The following is a 17,899-nucleotide window of genomic DNA, read 5'->3' on the forward strand; positions in this document are numbered from 1 at the left end:
GCCGGTTAACCAACCGAACCTTCAAGTGAAATCCCGATCAGCTTCTGGGCTTCGACCGCGAATTCCATCGGCAGTTCCTGGATGACTTCCTTGACGAAGCCGTTGACGATGAGCGCGATGGCTTCCTCTTCCGGAATGCCGCGCTGCATGACGTAGAACTTCTGGTCCTCGGAAATCTTCGAGGTCGTCGCCTCGTGCTCCACCTGGCCGGATGAATTCTTCACGTCGATATACGGCACGGTATGGGCGCCGCACTTGTCGCCGATCAGCAGCGAGTCGCAGTTGGTGAAGTTGCGGGCATTCTCGGCCTTGCGGTGGATCGAGACCTGGCCGCGATAGGTATTCTGCGACTTGCCGGCGGAAATGCCCTTGGAAATGATGCGGCTCGACGTGTTCTTGCCGAGATGGATCATCTTCGTTCCCGAGTCGATCTGCTGATGGCCGTTCGAAACGGCGATCGAATAGAACTCGCCGCGCGAATTGTCGCCACGCAGGATGCAGCTCGGATATTTCCAGGTGATCGCCGAACCGGTCTCCACCTGCGTCCAGGAGATCTTGGAGTTCTTGCCGCGGCAATCGCCACGCTTGGTGACGAAGTTGTAGATGCCGCCCTTGCCCTGGGCATCGCCCGGGAACCAGTTCTGCACGGTCGAATACTTGATCTCGGCATCATCGAGAGCGACGAGCTCAACCACGGCCGCATGAAGCTGGTTTTCGTCGCGCTGTGGCGCGGTGCAGCCTTCCAGATAGGAGACGTAGGCGCCCTCTTCGGCGATGATCAGCGTGCGCTCGAACTGGCCGGTGTTCTTCTCGTTGATGCGGAAGTACGTGGAAAGCTCCATCGGGCAACGTACGCCCTTCGGCACGAAGACGAAGGAACCGTCGGTGAAGACCGCCGAGTTCAGCGTCGCATAGAAGTTGTCGGAGGTCGGAACGACCGAGCCGAGATACTTCTTCACGAGTTCCGGATGCTCGCGGATCGCCTCCGAGATCGACATGAAGATCACGCCGGCCTTCTTCAGCTCTTCCTTGAAGGTGGTGACGACAGAAACGGAATCGAAGACCGCATCGACGGCCACCTTCGACTTCTGCACGCCGGCCAGAATTTCCTGCTCGCGCAGCGGAATCCCGAGCTTCTCGTAGGTCTTGAGAAGCTCCGGATCGACCTCGTCGAGCGAGACCGGGCCGGTCACGTTCTTGGGCGCGGCATAGTAGTAGAGATCGTTGAAATCGATCTTCGGATATTCGACGCGCGCCCAGGTCGGCTCTTCCAAGGTCAACCAGCGGCGATAGGCTTCGAGGCGCCATTCCAGCATCCATTCCGGTTCCTGCTTCTTGGCGGAAATGAAACGGATGATCTCTTCCGAAAGACCCTTCGGCGCCTTGTCCACCTCGATGACGGTTTCGAAGCCGTATTTGTACTGATCGATATCGATCCCTCGAACCTGATCGATCGTTTCCTGGACAGCAGGCATACTCAATCTCCAAAATCTTGCCGGCTCAAATTCCGGCAAATCGGTCGTTGTCTCGGGGAGGTAAAAGTTCCACCCCTATGTAGGGGCCAGAAGGCGGTTTTCACACCTTTTGGCAAGCGGAAATTTGTGCTTCCGCGAATTTGGCGGCGGTCACGCCGCCTCGCCGGCCGGCTTGCGCCGACCTGCTATCTTGGCGAACGCTGCCAGCGCCCACGCGATGTCCTCTTCAGTCGTCGCGGAACCGAGAGACATTCTCAGGGCGCCGAGCTTCGGATCATGTCCCATGGCCGTGAGCACATGGCTTTCCCCGACCTTTCCGGAAGAGCAGGCGGAGCCCGCCGACAAGGCAATTCCTTCCAGATCGAAGGCTATCTGACCGGTTTCCGACTTGAGACCCGGCAGAGTGAAGAAGACCGTATTGGCCACTCGCGCCACATCCGAACCATGGATCAGCACATCGCCGGCGGCCTCCCGCATGCCCGCTTCCAACCGGTCGCGCAAGGCGGCGATCTCGGCATTCCGTTCGACAAGCCCATCGAAAGCGGTTTCCGCCGCCGCACCGAAGCCGACGATGGCATGGAAATTCTCGGTTCCGGAACGATGGCCCTTTTCCTGCCCGCCGCCACGGATCAAAGGCGCCGGCATCAGCACTTCACCGCGGGAAACGAGCGCACCGACGCCCTTAGGGCCGCCGATCTTGTGCGACGATAGGATCAGGAAATCCGCGTCCAATGCCACAATGTCGAGAGGAATGCGTCCGGCAGCCTGGACGGCATCCACGACCATCAGCCCGCCATGGGCATGCGCCAGCCGCGCAGCTTCCGCCACGGGCTGGATGATGCCGGTCTCGTTATTGACGAGCATGACGGCCACCATGGGCAGGCCTTCGGATCGATCATGTGCGGCAAGCAGCCGTTCGAGCGCGGCAATATCCACGATACCTGCCGGCGTCACCGGCACCTCGGTCACCTGAACGGATGCGAAGCGGCCGCCCTCGCGAATCGCCGGATGCTCGATCGCCGAAACGTAAAGCCGGCTGAAGACGAGCGGGGAGCGCCCCATGCGATAATCCGGAACGAGGGCATGGTTTGCCGCTTCGGTCGCGCCGCTGGTGAAGATCACGTGCGCGGGTTCCGCGCCGGCAAGTGCGGCCACCTGTCGCCGCGCCTTGTCAATGGCAGCGCGCGCCGCGCGCCCCTCGCCATGCACCGAAGAAGCATTTCCCGGCAGCTTCAGCGCATCGATCATGGCGGCGCGCGCGGCTTCCCCGAGGGGAGCCGTCGCATTCCAGTCCAGATATATGCGTGGCTGTGCCATTGCCTGATCCGGTTCCGTATCTAAATAGCCATCGAATTTCACAGAAGCAGCCCATCGGACCGCATTTTCCTTGAAATTTCCGTCAGGCTTAGCTTATGAGACGTCCGAACGGCGCTACTCGGCGCCAGTTTCGAATGGTTCTAAACTGTTTTAGAAAAGCTGACTGGCTTCGTCAAGTCAAACTCGATGTGATGATCAGTTCCGAACCACCACGCTGACCGGAGTACCGATGCCCGAAGTGATTTTCAACGGCCCCGCGGGCCGCCTGGAAGGCCGTTATCAGCCCTCCAAGGAAAAAAGCGCGCCGATCGCGATCATCCTGCACCCGCATCCGCAGTTCGGCGGGACGATGAACAACCAGATCGTCTATCAGCTTTTCTACATGTTCCAGAAACGCGGCTTCACGACGCTTCGGTTCAATTTCCGGAGCATCGGGCGGAGCCAGGGCGAGTTCGATCACGGCGCCGGCGAGCTTTCCGATGCCGCTTCCGCGCTCGACTGGGTGCAGAGCCTGCATCCGGATTCGAAGAGCTGCTGGGTGGCGGGCTATTCCTTCGGCGCCTGGATCGGCATGCAGCTTCTCATGCGTCGTCCGGAGATCGAGGGTTTCATCTCGGTCGCGCCGCAGCCGAACATCTACGATTTCTCTTTCCTGGCACCCTGCCCTTCGTCCGGTCTCATCATCAATGGTGATTCCGACAAGGTCGCGCCGGAGAAGGACGTCAACGTGCTGGTGGAAAAGCTGAAGACGCAAAAGGGCATCCTGATCACGCACCGCATGGTGCCGGGCGCCAACCACTTCTTCAATGGCCAGGTGGAAACACTGATGGGCGAGTGCGAGGATTATCTCGACCGCCGCCTGAATGGCGAGCTGGTGCCGGAGCCTGCGGCCAAGCGCATTCGCTGAACTGCGACGCCGCAGCAATGCGGCGACCGCTTCCTATTTCACTCTGGTGATATGCGGTTTGGCGGCCGCCAGCGACGAAACCTCGCGCGCCGCCTCCCGCACGCAGTTGCGCCCTGCCCGTTTTGCTTCGTAGAGCGCCACATCGGCGTCCCGCATCGCATCTGCCGTCCTTGCGCCCGGAACGAGTTCGGCCACGCCGAAGCTTGCCGTCACCGATAGAGAATTCGGCAGGCCGGCGATCTTCATCTCCTCCGTCCCGCTCCGCAGCGCGTGTGCGAACATGGCCGCCACCTCCATGCTCGTCCCCGGAAGGAATATGGCGAATTCCTCGCCCCCTATACGCCCCACCACGGATTTGACCGGCGCACTCAAGCGCAAGAGATCGCCGAAGGCGCGGATGACCTGGTCGCCAGCCTCATGGCCATGGGCATCGTTGATGCTCTTGAAGTGATCGAGATCGCAGAAGATGAAGGCATGGCTGCCATCCGGCGAGCGAGCAATGGTCGCCGAAACGCCGTTGTCGAAGCCTCGCCGGTTGGCAAGGCCGGAAAGCGGGTCTTGCTCCGAAATGCTGCGCTCGTCGGCCATGATACCCAGCACGAAGACCGAAAGCAGCATCAATCCCACGGCAACGATCAGGATCGCCGTCGAACTCTGGGAGACCAGCGCGTAGTTGGTGCCGATGTAATCCTTCGCCGTTTGCCCCGCGCCGACCACGACCGCAAGGCCCGCCTTGGCAAAGAAATGCAGGCCGGTCAGTAAAAGGAGCCCGCCCAGGGCCCGGTCAATCGGGAGACGATGTGTTGAAGTGAGAACGGCGACAGCGCTGGACAGAATGACCAGTGCGAACGGTGCCTGATAAAGAAAAGCCTGCAGCGGCGTCCCACGGGGAAGGTCGTAGATAAGAAGATCGACAACTATCCCGGCCGCAAAAAACGCTCCCGCAAACGCGAAATTGATGCGCGAGCCGTAAAGTTCCCCGATGCCGATGCGCAGCAGGATCATCCCGCCCAGCAGGGTCGCGAAGGCACCTATGGCCCAGACCTTCGTCGCATCGCCATAGGCCACCAGTAGCTCACACAGGGCCGAGAGGGATGCGATCGCAAACGCGGCGGCGATCCAAAGCGCGGCAATGCGGTAGCGCGTTCGCGTCGAGACCACGGCGAACGCCATCGCGAAACAGATGGCGATAAAGAGATTAACCACCAGGAAGAAAGCTGCGCCGTTCATTGTTCTTCAGATGCAGGAATTCTGCATGGCCCCCGTGCCGTCCATGCAACAATAGAACGCCGACAAGAAGAAAATGTTAAAATTCGATCCAACTGCGCCGGCAGCTTAGGGCCTAGCAAGCACGCCGCCTGTTACCGGCGCAGCAACACCGGTCGTTCCCGGAAAGGTCAGTGGCAGGTTCTTGAGCGACCGCACGGCAAGATAGGCCCAGGCCTCCGCCTCCATGGCATCGCCATCAAGCCCCGCCTCTTCCGCGGCAATCACCCGTGCATTCTGCTTCCCGGCAAGCGCCGCGAGATCTCCCATCAGCACCCGGTTCAGCCTTCCGCCTCCGCATATGATGTAAAGCGCCGGCCGTTCGGGCAAATGAGAGGCGGATTTGAGGATCGCGGCCGCCGCGACATAGGCAAGCGTGCGCGCGCCGTCGGCGAGTTCCGCTTCGCTGCCCTTCGGCGGCAGGAAATCGTTGCGATCGAGGGAGCGCCTTGTTTCGGCGGAAAAGAAGGGGTTCGAAAGATAGCGTTCCGCAAGCGCGGCAACGATGCCGCCCTCGGAAGCGATCATGCCGCCCTGATCATACGGTATGCCGGCATGCGCCTCCACCCATTGATCGATCAGCGTGTTGCCGGGGCCGCTGTCATAGGCGAGGATCGTGCCGTCGCGGCCGATGAAGGTAAGGTTGGAAATGCCGCCGATATTGACGAAGCAGACCGGCGCGTCCTCGGTGGCGAGCCCTTGCGCCAGGGCCGCGTGATAGGCCGGCACCAGCGGCGCCCCCTGCCCTCCATGCTCCATGTCCTTGGCTCGCATGTCATAGACGACGGGTATGCCGATCTCGTTGGCCAGCAGGTTTCCATCGCCGATCTGGACGGTCAGCGCCTCGTCCGGCCGATGCAGAACCGTCTGGCCGTGAAAGCCGATCACGTCGATGTCGGCCGCCTTCAGGCCATTCCTTTCGAGAAACAGCCGCACCGCCTCCGCATGACGCAACGTCAGCTCCCTCTCGGTCGCAGCAAGATCGCCCGGACGCTCCGTCCTCACCCGGATTTCCTTGGCCTGCTCGAGCGCGAGCTTCAAACGATCGCGGAATGAGGGATCATAGGGAACGCCGAGGAAAGCGCCGCGCTCCACCATGGCCTCGCCGTCGGTCGCAAGCAGCGCCACGTCGATGCCATCCATCGAGGTGCCGCTCATCAGGCCGATTGCTGTTTTCATTCCATTCATTGATCTCACCCAGAATCACTTTTGAAGTGATTATGCGAGAAAACAATGCTAGACGCCGCCTCGCAAAATCAAAAACAAGTCCTCCCAAGGATCGATCATGTCCAGGTTCAAATCCGATTTTCTCCGCACGCTCGACGAACGCGGCTTCATCCACCAGATCTCCGACGAGACTGGTCTCGACGAACTGTTCTCGAAGGAAACCGTGACGGCCTATATCGGCTTCGATCCGACCGCGCCGAGCCTGCATGCCGGCGGCCTGATTCAGATCATGATGCTCCATTGGCTGCAGCAGACCGGCCATCGCGCCATCTCGCTGATGGGCGGCGGCACCGGCATGGTCGGCGATCCCTCCTTCAAGGACGATGCCCGCCAGCTGATGACGATCGATACGATCGAAAGCAACATCGCCTCCATCAAGCGCGTGTTCTCCAATTACCTCACCTATGGTGAAGGTCCGAAGGATGCGCTGATGATCAACAACGGCGACTGGCTGCGCGACATCAACTATCTCGAATTCCTGCGCGATGTCGGCCGCCATTTCTCGGTCAACCGCATGCTGTCCTTCGACAGCGTGAAGACCCGGCTTGACCGCGAGCAATCGCTTTCCTTCCTGGAATTCAACTACATGATCCTCCAGGCCTACGATTTCGTCGAGCTGAACAAGCGCTATGACACGCGCCTGCAGATGGGCGGCTCGGACCAGTGGGGCAATATCGTCAACGGCATCGATCTCGGCCACCGCATGGGCACGCCGCAGCTTTACGCGCTGACCTCGCCGCTGCTGACCACCGCTTCGGGCGCCAAGATGGGCAAATCACTTTCCGGCGCGGTTTGGCTGAACCCGGACATGCTGTCGGCCTATGACTTCTGGCAATATTGGCGCAACACCGAGGATGCGGACGTTTCCCGCTTCCTGAAGCTCTACACGACGCTGCCGATGGACGAGATCGCCCGCCTCTCGGCTCTCGCCGGCTCGGAAATCAACGAGGTAAAGAAGATCCTTGCCACCGAGGTTACCGCCATGCTCCACGGCCGGACCGCGGCCGAGGAAGCAGCGGAGACGGCTCGAAAGACCTTCGAGGAAGGGGCGCTATCCGAAAACCTGCCTTCGGTCGAAATTCCGGGCGCGGAACTCGACGCCGGCATCGGTCTGCTCTCCCTCATGGTCAAGGCAGGGCTTGCTGCCTCGAACGGGGAAGCGCGCCGGCATGTCCAGGGCGGCGCGGTGCGCATCAACGATGAAGCCGTCACGGACGAGCGGAGGGTCGTCGGTTCGGGAGAGCTGACCGCCGATACAGTCATTAAGCTTTCGCTCGGCAAGAAGAAGCACTTCCTGATCCGCCCCGTCTGAGCGGATCGTGAATCTCATTGAAAAAGGCCGCTGTTGCGGCCTTTTTCTTTACTGGAACTCGAAGATCTGCCGGAAGACGCCCGGCGCGATCAGCGAAAGCGGATTGACTGTCAGCTTCGGCGTGTCGAAGGGACCTTCCAGCTTGAAGGTGATGCCGAGCAAACCGCGATCGGTGCCGTTGCCGAGAAAGATGCCGATCAGCGGCAGTTCGGCAAACAGCCGGTTCAGCCCGTAGGCCGGCATGAAGGTACCGGTCATACCCATATTGCCCCCGGCATCGCGCAACACGCCCTGGAAGGTCGCGCCGATCTGCTCGCCGCGCACGACGCCGTTGTCGACCGCGAGCGATCCGTTGCGGTAGACGAGCCGGGCGAAGCCGCGCTGGAACTTGGCGGAGCTGACGTCGATATCCCGCTTGACCGCCGAGTTGAGGCTGCGGCCATCCTTGCCCACCGGCGTGGACACCATGGATTGAAGCCGGGATTCATTGACCAGGGAGAAGCTGCGGACATCGATCGAGCCGCCCCAGGCGCCGCCCTGCTGCGCCCTCAGCCGCAGGTTCAGAAGACCGCCACGCATGTTGTTGTAAAGGTCCATGAAGCGGGCGACCGCGCCCGCGTCTCCGCTGGTGATCGAGATCGTGTTGCCGCGGCTCATCTCGCTCACCACTGCCTGGCCGCTGCCCGTCACACCGGAAAAATCGGCCGAGGAGACCTCACCGTCGCGAACGGAAAACAGAAGCGAGACGTTGGAAAGGCTTTCGTCGCCGAAACCGATCATCCGGTCGAGCTTGGCGCGAATGGTTGCCCTGCCGGCGTCGTCCTTGTTTCCTCCGTTGTCGGCCTTCAGCCGTGTGATGACAGGCCTGATGTCCGCCACCGCTCCCGAGATCGAGATGTCATAGGCCCCTTTTGCCCGCTTGACCGCAACGCTGTAATCATCGGCGGGCGAGAGCCGCACCCGAGAGAATTCCGCGGCCGTCAGTCCGTCGTCGACGAGCGTCAGATTTCCGCGAGCGCCGAAGCCGTCCCCCTTCAGGTCGAAATTGCGGACATCCGCGCGGCTACCCTCGCTCGAGAGCTCGAACTTCGCCGTGGCGCCGATGCCGCTGCCCTTTGTCCAGCCAAGCCACGGCACCGAAAGCGTCGCGCGCGTCAGATCGAGCGCCACCGCCTGCCTGTGCTCGTCGAGCCATGTCAGCTCGGCCGCGATCGTGCCCTCCACGATATCGGAAAGCCCAGGCGCCAAGCGCTCGCGTTGCTCGTCATTGAGCGTGGCCTTGATGACCCGCTCGCGTTGGACCTTGGATGCCGTCCCCACCGGCTCCACGAGCTTGATATCGGCCGGAACATCGTCGACCGTGCCCTTGACCGTAAGCCGCGCCGCCTCGGTATCGACATCGAATGTACCGGTGAGCCCGCCGAACCGTCGACCGGAAAGCTCCGGCAGAAGGTCGACGTCGTCAAGATTGAGATGGGCATTCCAGGTCGGCTTCGGCGGGTTCTGATTGGAAATCAGACCGAAACGCGCCTTGATATCCGCCTTGGCGCCCCCGGCGAAATCCTCCGGCTTGAACCCGGTCCCTTTCAGCGCGTTGATCGGCTGGAAATTTGCAAGTTCCGTCAGGGCGTCAGCCGAGCCCGATACCTTGACAGCGAGATCGGCCATCAGCGGCTTGGTGTAGGTCGAGGCAATGGCGAAGGTTCCGCCATCCACGGTCACCCCGCGTCCGGAAGGGAAATAGGACCTGGCGTTTGCGACGGAGACGTTCAATGCCTCGCCCTTCAGATCGAAATGCCCGGTTATGTCGCGCAGCGGGGGAATGTGGCCCGGCAGGTCCAATCGCGCGTCGGCAATATCGAAGCTGATCCGAAGCTCGTCCTCATCGAGCTCCAGCGGAATGCCCGGTCCATGCATCCGGCCGGCCGGAATGAAGACGGCGATCGAGCCGTTGGTGACGGTGCCGCCGAACATGTTTTCGGCGACCCAGGTACGCGGGTTCCTGGCCATCCAGAACGGCCATAGCTGCTTGACCCCCGTGACCTCCATGCTCGGGAGACGGGCGCCGAAGCTGATCTCAGGTGATTGTTCGCCGAAGCGGATCATCAGCGAGCCGGCCATGGTGCCGCGCGGGCTGGAAACCAGCATGTCGTCCACCTGCAGTTCGCGCGCCGCCGACAGATACCGCCCGCCGGCCTTCAGGTCGAACCGCGTCGGCTCCTCGGTGGAATTCTCGGCCGCCGCCACGCCGCCGCTGACGAGCAGATCGAGGCCGTATCCCGGCCGCGTCTCATTCGGATCGAGCCTGTTGAGGTCGACGACGGCTCCAGTGATCGGCAGGCTGGTCGGGCCGAAACGCGCCTGCGACTTCAATATCTCGATGGAATTCTTTGCGAAGTCGTAGGCGACATTAATCTCCGCGCCGGAGAATTCCTGCGCCACACCGTCGAAATAGAATTCGCCCGGCGACTGGCGCAATACCGCGGAGATGCGCGGCTCGGAATTTTCCCTGGCGCGGACGGCGGAGAGATCGAGATCCAGAGAGCCGGTCAGCCCCTCGCGTGGCGCTCCGTTCTCCATCCGCTGCAGCAGGAAGGGCGTCGCATCGAGGCCCGTCAGCTTTGCCGAAAGCGAGCTTGCCACGCCGTTGACGGCATTTGCCGTAGCGGTGAGCTGTGCCGGCCGGCCGTCCAGGCTCACCTCCCCTTTGACCTCGATCACGCTCTGCTCGCTGCGCGTCACCACCAGGCCATCGACGACCAGGGTGAGCGGCTTCTCGCCGGGCGCAGCGGGGAAGACCAGATCGATGCCCGAAATGGTCATCGAATCCGTACCGGTCCGTTCGATGAGGCCGTTCGCCTCGTCGAGGCGCTGGAAAGCCTGTTCGAGAATGGCGGGCATGGCATCGACCCGCACTTGCGACAAGGGGACCGGATCGCCGGAAGGCAGATGCGCCATGTCGATGCTGATGGCATCTGCCTCGATATGCTTGATGGAAACGCGCCCAGCGATCAGCGCGAGCGGATCGATCGCGATACGCATGGCGCCTGCGCGGCTGAAATGTTCGCCGCTCGCCTTCTCGACGATATCCACGTCTCGCGCCTCCAGCGCCAGACGCAGGCTCGAATCGAAACGGAGCACTGTCGAGCCGACGGTCGCCGCGTAGCGCGGGCCGATCGCATCGTTGAGGGCAGCTTGCGCGCGAGCAGAAAGGGTACTGTCCACCGCCCCACCTTCGATGGCGAAGATTGCGCTGCCGCAGGCAAGCAGCACCAGCAGCAGGAAAAGTGCCACTATCTTGCAGGTGCGCTTCACGCGGGAGCGCGGCGCCGGGCAATGGACGATGATGGGATCCTCGGTCTGCGCAGAGGGAAGTTCATGCAGCGGAACGATTTCATCCCGGCTGAAGCTGACCCTTTCTCCGCGAATTTCCGCCATATGTTCCTGAGAATCCGGTATACCCAATCGCGCCCAGAATCCGACTGATCTGGACGTTCGCGCGGCCACTATATATCGATTGCGGCGACAATCACTCAATATACTGGCGAAAGAAAGGAATTTGATGTCGGATTTGGCGATCGGCGATGTGGCCCCGGACTTCTCCCTGCCCCGCGACGGAGGCGGCACCGTTTCCTTAAGCGATTTTCGCGGCCGTCCGGTCGTACTCTACTTCTATCCGAAGGACGACACGACCGCCTGCACGGCCGAATCGATCGCCTTCACAACTCTCCTCCCGGAATTCGAGGCAGCAGGCGCGGCCGTGATCGGCATCTCCCCGGATTCCGTCGCCAGGCACGACAAATTCGCGAAAAAACATGGTCTTTCCGTCGTCCTCGGTTCGGACGAAGAGACGGCGGTCGCCAATCTCTACGGCGTCTGGAAGGAGAAAAGCATGTATGGGCGCACCTTCATGGGCATCGTGCGCACCACCTTCCTGATCGGTGCCGACGGGCGGATCGCCAAAATCTGGCCGAAGGTCAAGGTCGCCGGCCACGCCGAAGAGGTTCTGGCTGCCGCAAAGGCACTTTGAAGCGGAGTTTCATATGCCGGGGGAATTCTCGATCACCTCGCTGCGCGGCGGCGCGACCGCCGCAATCGCCTCGCCGGATCTCGATATCAAGACGCGGCTTGCCCAGGAGACTGCAACGCGCTGGTTCGAGCGCAGGCTTTCGTTGCGATCGCCACTCGATCCGCCGCTGCCCGATCGTCCCGGCCGGCCAGAAAAGCCCGAACTCGTTCCTCCCAAGGCCGTGGAGAAGCGCTCGCTTCACACCACGAACGGCCGCATCGCGCTCCTGCACGCGATCGCCCATATCGAACTCAATGCGGTCGATCTGGCGCTCGACATCGTCGCGCGGTTTGCGACCGAACCGGTGCCAAACTCCTTCTTCGACGGCTGGATGCAGGTCGCTTTCGAGGAGGCAAAACATTTCCGCATGGTTCGCGCGCGGCTTAACGACATGGGCGCCGACTATGGGGACATGCCCGCCCATGACGGGCTCTGGCAGGCGGCGCATTCCACCCGCAACGATCTCACGGCAAGGCTTGCCGTGGTGCCGCTCATCCTGGAGGCGCGCGGCCTCGACGTCACGCCATCGCTCCAGGCGAAGATGCGCGAGACCGGCGATCTCGAAAGTGCCGCGGTGCTCGACGTCATTTACAACGACGAAAAGGGCCATGTGGCGATCGGCGCGAAGTGGTTCCGGTTTCTCTGCGCCCGCGAGCGCAAGGACCCGGCGGCGACGTTCAAGGAGCTCGTGAGGTCCAATTTCCGAGGTTCGCTGAAGCCTCCCTTCAACGATCTCGCCCGCGCCGAGGCCGGTCTCACGCCCTCCTTCTATCGATCGCTCACCTCCACCAGCAACGCCTGAAGCCCGGCTGATGCTCGCCGCGCGCAGCTAAGGCTTTGTTAACCTTAAAATTGTGTAATTCCGGAACCGACAAACGGTCACTCACGAGTCGATTTTCCGGGAGAAGCAGGTGGCAAACCGAACCGAAAACCGTGTTTTTGGGAAGCGGAAGCATCAGCACGTCCTCATACTCGCCAGCGGCGAGAAGATCCGGCACATGACGGTTCGGCCGTGGATGGCGGCGCTGACCTTCTGCTTTCTCGGTACGATGTCGATCGGCTACCTTGCCGCCACTACCTATCTCGTCGTTCGCGACGACCTGATCGGCGCCACGATGGCCCGCCAGGCGCGCATGCAGTACGATTACGAGGATCGCATCGCAGCCTTGCGCGCCCAGCTCGACCGCCTCACCTCCCGCCAGCTTCTCGATCAGCAGGTGGTGGAGCGTAAGGTTGAGAAGCTCCTCGAGCAGCAGAATGCGCTTTTCTCCCGTCACGGCAAGCTCGGCTCGCTCCTCGAACGTGCGGAGGAACAGGGCCTGCAGATGCCCGAGATGGAGCAGCCGGCTACCGAAGAGACCAATGGGGAGGAGCCGGCCGGCAAACCCCGGCAAGCCGCGCTCAGCGGCGGAATCCAGGCGATCGAGAGCCTTCTGCGCGGCAAGGAGCCATCGAGCGCCGCTCCGATCGGCAATGCGCTTGCCTATGCGCCGCTCAGGGAAAACATGGCCGATCGCGCCGACCGGGTCTTTTCCCAGGTCACGCTTTCGCTGAAGGCAGTCGAAAAGGAACAATTCGCCAAGATCGCCAATCTCACGACGGATGCTTCCGAAACGGCCGCCGCCATGGCCGCCATCATGCGCCGCACGGGCGTCGAAGTCGAAACCTCGCCCCGATCGCCGGAAAAAGGTCTCGGCGGCCCGTTCGTCGAGCCGGTGACGAGCGCCGGCGCCTTCGACGCCTCGCTCAACGAACTGGATACCGCGCTCAGCAGGCTGGAAAACGTGCGCGAGACGGCGCGCGCGCTGCCCTTCGGCAATCCCGCTCCGGGTCGCAGCGTAACCAGCCGTTTCGGCAATCGCATCGACCCCTTTCTCGGGCGGCTTGCCCTTCATGCCGGTATCGATTTTCAAGCCGAGACCGGCGCCAGAGTGCTGAGCACCGGTGCCGGCGAAGTCATCGCGGCTGGCACCTCCGGCGGTTACGGAAACATGGTCGAGATCGACCATGGCCAGGGCATCACGACCCGTTATGGCCATATGTCCCGAGTTCTCGTGAAGACCGGCGACAGGGTCGCCGCAGGCGATGTGGTCGGCCTTGCCGGCTCGACCGGGCGCTCGACCGGACCGCACGTGCATTACGAGGTGAGGCGCGACGGCAATGCCGTCGATCCAGCCCGTTTTCTCAATGCCGGCATGAAACTCATTAGTTACCTGAATTGACCAAAAGCATTACTGTGAGGGCCGGAAATATAGCCGGCTCGCCTCCATCATCATTGCGTTCACCAATATAGCTGCCGATCCGCCGAGTTTCCTTGACTTTCAGGCATTTTGGGCCTATGTCGCCGCCAGTTGTCGCGCACGCCCCGTGCATCGACCATAAGTGTTCTTCACGAACCGAAACGGAAACAGAATTCCCTTTGACCACATTTGCTGATCTTGGCCTGAGCCAGAAAGTCCTATCTGCTGTCACCGACGCGGGCTACACGGTGCCAACACCGATCCAGGCCGGCGCGATTCCTCATGCCCTGCAGCGCCGCGATATCTGCGGCATCGCACAGACCGGCACGGGCAAGACAGCCTCCTTCGTGCTGCCCATGTTGACGCTGCTCGAAAAGGGCCGCGCCAGGGCGCGCATGCCGCGCACGCTGATCCTCGAGCCGACGCGTGAACTCGCCGCCCAGGTGGCGGAGAACTTCGAAAAGTACGGCAGGAACCACAAGCTAAACGTCGCTCTCCTGATCGGCGGCGTATCCTTCGACGAACAGGACCGCAAGCTGGAACGGGGCGCCGACGTCCTGATCTGCACGCCCGGCCGCCTCCTCGACCATTGCGAGCGCGGCAAGCTCCTGATGACCGGCGTCGAAATCCTCGTCATCGACGAAGCCGACCGTATGCTCGACATGGGCTTCATCCCGGACATCGAGCGGATCGCCAAGATGATCCCCTTCACCCGGCAGACGCTGTTCTTCTCGGCCACCATGCCGCCGGAAATCCAGAAGCTGGCCGACCGTTTTCTGCAGAATCCGGAACGGATCGAAGTGGCGAAACCCTCTTCGACCGCCAAGACGGTTACGCAGCGGCTTGTCGCCTCGCATACCAAGGATTACGAGAAGCGCGCCGTGCTGCGCGATCTCATCCGCGCGCAGGACGACCTCAAGAACGCGATCATCTTCTGCAATCGCAAGAAGGACGTCGCAGACCTCTTCCGCTCGCTCGAGCGGCATGGCTTCTCAGTCGGCGCGCTGCATGGGGACATGGACCAGCGCTCGCGCACGACCATGCTGGCCAACTTCAAGGACGGCAATATCCAGCTGCTCGTCGCCTCCGACGTCGCCGCGCGCGGCCTCGACATTCCCGACGTCAGCCACGTCTTCAACTTCGATGTTCCGATCCATGCGGAAGATTACGTCCACCGTATCGGCCGTACCGGCCGCGCGGGCCGCTCGGGCCGCTCCTTCACGATCGTTACCCGTACCGATTCCAAGTATGTCGATGCGATCCGGAAGCTGATTGGCGAAGAGATCGAGTGGCTGAACGGCGACCTTTCGGCATTGCCGCCGGCTGTGGAGAGCCGCGACGAGGGTCGTGGCCGCAAGGGCCGCGACCGTGATAAGGAACGCGGCCGCGGCAAGCGGGGTGATTCGGGTCAGAAGGCTGACGTGAAGAGCCAGGATAACCAGATTGACGCCGAAGAGGTATTGGTGGAAGCGAGAGTGGAAAACGTGAAACCGGAGCGCAAGGCCGACAACAGGAGGCCGCAGACCGGTAACCGCAACACGCGGCAGAACCCGGCCAACGACGATCATCGCGAGCGTCGCTCCCGCCATCATCGCGATCACGACGATGGCCCGACTCCGGTCGGCTTCGGCGACGACATCCCCGCCTTCATGCTGATTGCCGCCAACGCCAAGGCGTAACCCTGCCATGACGATCAGGCCGGGTATCGATTTCCCAGGAGTCGGCGCCGGGCTCGTCATTCTGCGTGATGACGGCAAGGTACTGCTCTATCGCCGGGTGAAGGCACCCGAGGCCGGCCACTGGAATATCGTCGGCGGCAAGGTGGATCACATGGAGCCTTCGGCCGAGGCCGCCCGTCGGGAAGCCGAGGAAGAAACCGGCCTTGCAATCGGCAAGCTGGATTTTCTTTGCGCTACCGAGGAGATCATCGGCCCAGATCGCCAGCACTGGATTTCGATGATCTACGTGACCCGCGATTTTCGGGGGGAACCCAGCCTCACGGAACCCGACAAGCTTTCCGAAATGGGCTGGTTCGATCCGAGAAACCCGCCGCAACCGCTCTCGGTCTTCTCCTCCAAAGCTTTCGAGCATCTTCAGAGCCAAATGGCCTGAAGATACTCTAACTCTTCGGTTGCGCTCGCATAGCGGCCTCGTAGGCCAGTCGCACCCATTTCGCCATGATGTCCGGATCGTCGAACGCATCCTCCGGTATCGACCAGTAGGGCATCGCCACCGGCGTCTTCTTCTTGTTCTCGTAGACCCATTGGCGGGCACCGGCCTCTTCGAATTCCGGGGCGCTCACCTCGTCCGCCTTGAGCAGCATTTCATCCCGCAATTCGATCCCGACGATCAGACCCTGGTGATAGATGCCCTTGCCGCCGAACATTCGGCGGATCGAAACCGGGCCCAGCCCTTCGAACATCTCCTCAATCGTAGCATTGTCCACGCGCTTATCCCTTGAGAACACCGCCGGCGGCGGTCACGGCTTCCGGCGTATCCACATCGAGATGCGCCGCCGGCCCTATGTCAACATCAAGGATCGGCAATCCAGAGCTTTCGATCAGTGCCCGCGCGCCGACATCGCCCTGAAGCTTCATCACGGCATCATAGGTCTCGCGCGGCAGGATGATCGGGTTGCCGCGCTTGCCGTCCGATACGGAGCGCACGATCACGCCGCCGCCGGCTTCCTTGAAGGCCGAAACAAGCATGTCCACATGGCCAGCCGTAATACCCGGCATATCCGCCAGCATGACCAGCACGCCGTCGCAGGGCTTCAGGGCCTGGGCGGAGAAACCGGCACTCAGAGAACTTGCCATGCCGGAGGCATAGTCCGGGTTGAAGACCACGGCCAGATCAAGGCCCGCAAGGCTTTCCTCGATTTCCTCGCGGCGATGGCCGATAACGGCCACGACCGGATCAAGCTGGCTTTCGGCCAGCATGGCGGCCGTGCGGCGCACGAGCGGTACGCCCTCGAACTCGGCAAGCAGCTTGTGCGGTCCCTCCTTGCCCATCCGCCGGGCCTGGCCGGCGGCCAGCAGAAGCCCGCCGACGGAAAGGTCGTGCGGCTTGCGCGCCTTCGCATCGCGCGGCTGCGGTCTTGAAGGGATTTCCATCAGCAGCCCTCCGACCCCCATGCCCTGAATATCGAATGCAGTGGGTTCCTCGCCGACCAGCAGCCGGTTCAGCACCCAATCGAAGCCGTTCTCCTTCGGCGAGCGTGCGCAGCCCGGCGCGCCGACCACCGGTATTTCGCCTATCCGGCCGAGCACCAGCAGGTTGCCGGGATCGACAGGCATTCCGACATGTTCGACCACGCCGCCCGCGCCTCTGACCGCGGCGGGAATGACATCGTCGAAATCGGCCACGGCCGAGGCTCCGAAGACGATGATCATCGCCTGCTCGTCATTCCGATCGCGGACGACCTGCCGAAGCGTTTCGGCAAGCGGTTCCGTTGCATGCGGCACCCTTCTCTCATTGATGAGCCGGCTACCAGAAATCGAAAGCCGTTGCTCCAGCAGCCGCGCGGTGCGATCCATCACGGACGCCTTCAGCGAAGGCAGTTCCGTCGCCACCAATGTCACCGTACGGGGACGATAGGGCTTCACCTCGAAGGCTGTCGACCTCGACAGGAGATCGGCAACGGCTCGCACCTTCTCCCGCGGCGCGGCCAGGGGAATGATCTTCACGGTCGCGACCATATCGCCGGTTCGCACCGGCACGTGATCGGCAAGGCAAGCCAGCGTGATCGCCGGATCGATCCGGTTCAACTCGTCCACGACAGCCTTGTCCGCCACGAAGATGCCGTCGATCCTTGCATAGACATTCACCCGGCCCATCGAGGCTTCGGAGAAGCTCAGGTTGTCGGGAGCGATCGCTTCCATGATCGTCCGGGCAGCTTCGTCTTCCAGCAGATCATCCGGCCCTATCCTCAGCGCGACAACGCTGGTGATGCCCTCCCCGGCCAATGTCTCTATGTCGCCCGCCGTCAGCACATGCCCCTTGGAGAGCCGCCCGCTCGGCAAGCGGATGCTGTGAGCCAGCACAGCCCCTTCCGCATTTCGAAGCTCGAAGGTTCCGAACGGCATT

14 protein-coding genes are annotated in these 17,899 nt (G+C 62.0%); 7 read left to right on the forward strand and 7 right to left on the reverse strand.

Going from position 1 to position 17,899, the window contains the following annotated elements; genetic code table 11:
* Positions 1 to 5 precede the first annotated feature (5 nt).
* Entirely contained in the window at positions 6 to 1,475 is a 1,470-nt protein-coding gene (gene sufB, locus YH62_RS01185; protein ID WP_046792320.1) for a Fe-S cluster assembly protein SufB, read from the reverse strand.
* Positions 1,476 to 1,625: 150 nt separating this feature from the next.
* Positions 1,626 to 2,792 carry a cysteine desulfurase family protein gene (locus YH62_RS01190; RefSeq protein WP_046792983.1) on the reverse strand — a complete coding sequence of 389 codons (1,167 nt, stop codon included), beginning with the start codon at positions 2,790 to 2,792 and terminating at the stop codon, positions 1,626 to 1,628.
* Between the two features lie 229 nt (positions 2,793 to 3,021).
* Between YH62_RS01190 and YH62_RS01195 the strand changes: the two genes are divergently transcribed.
* Positions 3,022 to 3,699, forward strand: a complete 678-nt coding sequence (locus YH62_RS01195; RefSeq protein ID WP_046792321.1) for an alpha/beta hydrolase — start codon at positions 3,022 to 3,024, stop codon at positions 3,697 to 3,699.
* Positions 3,700 to 3,732: 33 nt separating this feature from the next.
* On the opposite strand, the gene YH62_RS01200 is transcribed toward YH62_RS01195, so the two are convergent.
* Positions 3,733 to 4,929 (reverse strand): GGDEF domain-containing protein, encoded by a 1,197-nt coding sequence (locus YH62_RS01200; protein WP_046792322.1) that lies wholly within the window; start codon positions 4,927 to 4,929, stop codon positions 3,733 to 3,735.
* A 105-nt stretch (positions 4,930 to 5,034) separates the two neighbouring features.
* The gene (locus YH62_RS01205; RefSeq protein WP_046792323.1) at positions 5,035 to 6,153 is read right to left on the reverse strand and encodes an anhydro-N-acetylmuramic acid kinase; all 1,119 of its coding nucleotides are present in this window, start codon (positions 6,151 to 6,153) and stop codon (positions 5,035 to 5,037) included.
* Positions 6,154 to 6,250: 97 nt separating this feature from the next.
* Between YH62_RS01205 and tyrS the strand changes: the two genes are divergently transcribed.
* Positions 6,251 to 7,504, forward strand: a complete 1,254-nt coding sequence (gene tyrS, locus YH62_RS01210) for a tyrosine--tRNA ligase (RefSeq protein ID WP_046792324.1) — start codon at positions 6,251 to 6,253, stop codon at positions 7,502 to 7,504.
* A 48-nt stretch (positions 7,505 to 7,552) separates the two neighbouring features.
* Here the strand turns inward: tyrS and YH62_RS01215 are convergent, their stop codons facing one another.
* The gene (locus YH62_RS01215) at positions 7,553 to 10,942 is read right to left on the reverse strand and encodes a DUF3971 domain-containing protein (protein ID WP_046792325.1); all 3,390 of its coding nucleotides are present in this window, start codon (positions 10,940 to 10,942) and stop codon (positions 7,553 to 7,555) included.
* A 124-nt stretch (positions 10,943 to 11,066) separates the two neighbouring features.
* Between YH62_RS01215 and YH62_RS01220 the strand changes: the two genes are divergently transcribed.
* From YH62_RS01220 to YH62_RS01240, 5 genes are all read left to right on the forward strand, one after another.
* Positions 11,067 to 11,534 (forward strand): peroxiredoxin, encoded by a 468-nt coding sequence (locus YH62_RS01220; protein ID WP_046792326.1) that lies wholly within the window; start codon positions 11,067 to 11,069, stop codon positions 11,532 to 11,534.
* 13 nt (positions 11,535 to 11,547) lie between these two features.
* The gene (locus YH62_RS01225) at positions 11,548 to 12,375 is read left to right on the forward strand and encodes a ferritin-like domain-containing protein (protein ID WP_046792327.1); all 828 of its coding nucleotides are present in this window, start codon (positions 11,548 to 11,550) and stop codon (positions 12,373 to 12,375) included.
* Positions 12,376 to 12,484: 109 nt separating this feature from the next.
* Positions 12,485 to 13,795, forward strand: a complete 1,311-nt coding sequence (locus tag YH62_RS01230) for a peptidoglycan DD-metalloendopeptidase family protein (protein ID WP_046792328.1) — start codon at positions 12,485 to 12,487, stop codon at positions 13,793 to 13,795.
* 197 nt (positions 13,796 to 13,992) lie between these two features.
* Positions 13,993 to 15,492 (forward strand): DEAD/DEAH box helicase, encoded by a 1,500-nt coding sequence (locus YH62_RS01235; protein WP_046792329.1) that lies wholly within the window; start codon positions 13,993 to 13,995, stop codon positions 15,490 to 15,492.
* A 7-nt stretch (positions 15,493 to 15,499) separates the two neighbouring features.
* Positions 15,500 to 15,925 (forward strand): NUDIX domain-containing protein, encoded by a 426-nt coding sequence (locus tag YH62_RS01240; RefSeq protein WP_046792330.1) that lies wholly within the window; start codon positions 15,500 to 15,502, stop codon positions 15,923 to 15,925.
* Between the two features lie 7 nt (positions 15,926 to 15,932).
* Here YH62_RS01240 and YH62_RS01245 read toward each other — a convergent pair whose 3' ends face one another.
* Positions 15,933 to 16,259: a TfoX/Sxy family protein gene (locus YH62_RS01245; RefSeq protein WP_046792331.1), complete on the reverse strand. Its 327-nt coding sequence runs from the start codon at positions 16,257 to 16,259 to the stop codon at positions 15,933 to 15,935.
* A 4-nt stretch (positions 16,260 to 16,263) separates the two neighbouring features.
* Positions 16,264 to 17,898 carry a molybdopterin-binding/glycosyltransferase family 2 protein gene (locus tag YH62_RS01250; RefSeq protein ID WP_046792332.1) on the reverse strand — a complete coding sequence of 545 codons (1,635 nt, stop codon included), beginning with the start codon at positions 17,896 to 17,898 and terminating at the stop codon, positions 16,264 to 16,266.
* Position 17,899 lies beyond the last annotated feature (1 nt).

Origin of the sequence: Rhizobium sp. LC145 (assembly GCF_001005825.1) — a bacterium.
GTDB lineage: Bacteria > Pseudomonadota > Alphaproteobacteria > Rhizobiales > Rhizobiaceae > Neorhizobium.

Excerpts from the sequence above, each read along its gene's own strand:
- sufB (WP_046792320.1), bottom strand. The coding sequence starts at position 1,475 with ATGCCTGCTGTCCAGGAAACGATCGATCAGGTTCGAGGGATCGATATC.
- YH62_RS01190 (WP_046792983.1), bottom strand. The coding sequence starts at position 2,792 with ATGGCACAGCCACGCATATATCTGGACTGGAATGCGACGGCTCCCCTC.
- YH62_RS01195 (WP_046792321.1), top strand. The coding sequence starts at position 3,022 with ATGCCCGAAGTGATTTTCAACGGCCCCGCGGGCCGCCTGGAAGGCCGT.
- YH62_RS01200 (WP_046792322.1), bottom strand. The coding sequence starts at position 4,929 with ATGAACGGCGCAGCTTTCTTCCTGGTGGTTAATCTCTTTATCGCCATC.
- YH62_RS01205 (WP_046792323.1), bottom strand. The coding sequence starts at position 6,153 with ATGAATGGAATGAAAACAGCAATCGGCCTGATGAGCGGCACCTCGATG.
- tyrS (WP_046792324.1), top strand. The coding sequence starts at position 6,251 with ATGTCCAGGTTCAAATCCGATTTTCTCCGCACGCTCGACGAACGCGGC.
- YH62_RS01215 (WP_046792325.1), bottom strand. The coding sequence starts at position 10,942 with ATGGCGGAAATTCGCGGAGAAAGGGTCAGCTTCAGCCGGGATGAAATC.
- YH62_RS01220 (WP_046792326.1), top strand. The coding sequence starts at position 11,067 with ATGTCGGATTTGGCGATCGGCGATGTGGCCCCGGACTTCTCCCTGCCC.
- YH62_RS01225 (WP_046792327.1), top strand. The coding sequence starts at position 11,548 with ATGCCGGGGGAATTCTCGATCACCTCGCTGCGCGGCGGCGCGACCGCC.
- YH62_RS01240 (WP_046792330.1), top strand. The coding sequence starts at position 15,500 with ATGACGATCAGGCCGGGTATCGATTTCCCAGGAGTCGGCGCCGGGCTC.
- YH62_RS01250 (WP_046792332.1), bottom strand. The coding sequence starts at position 17,898 with ATGCCGTTCGGAACCTTCGAGCTTCGAAATGCGGAAGGGGCTGTGCTG.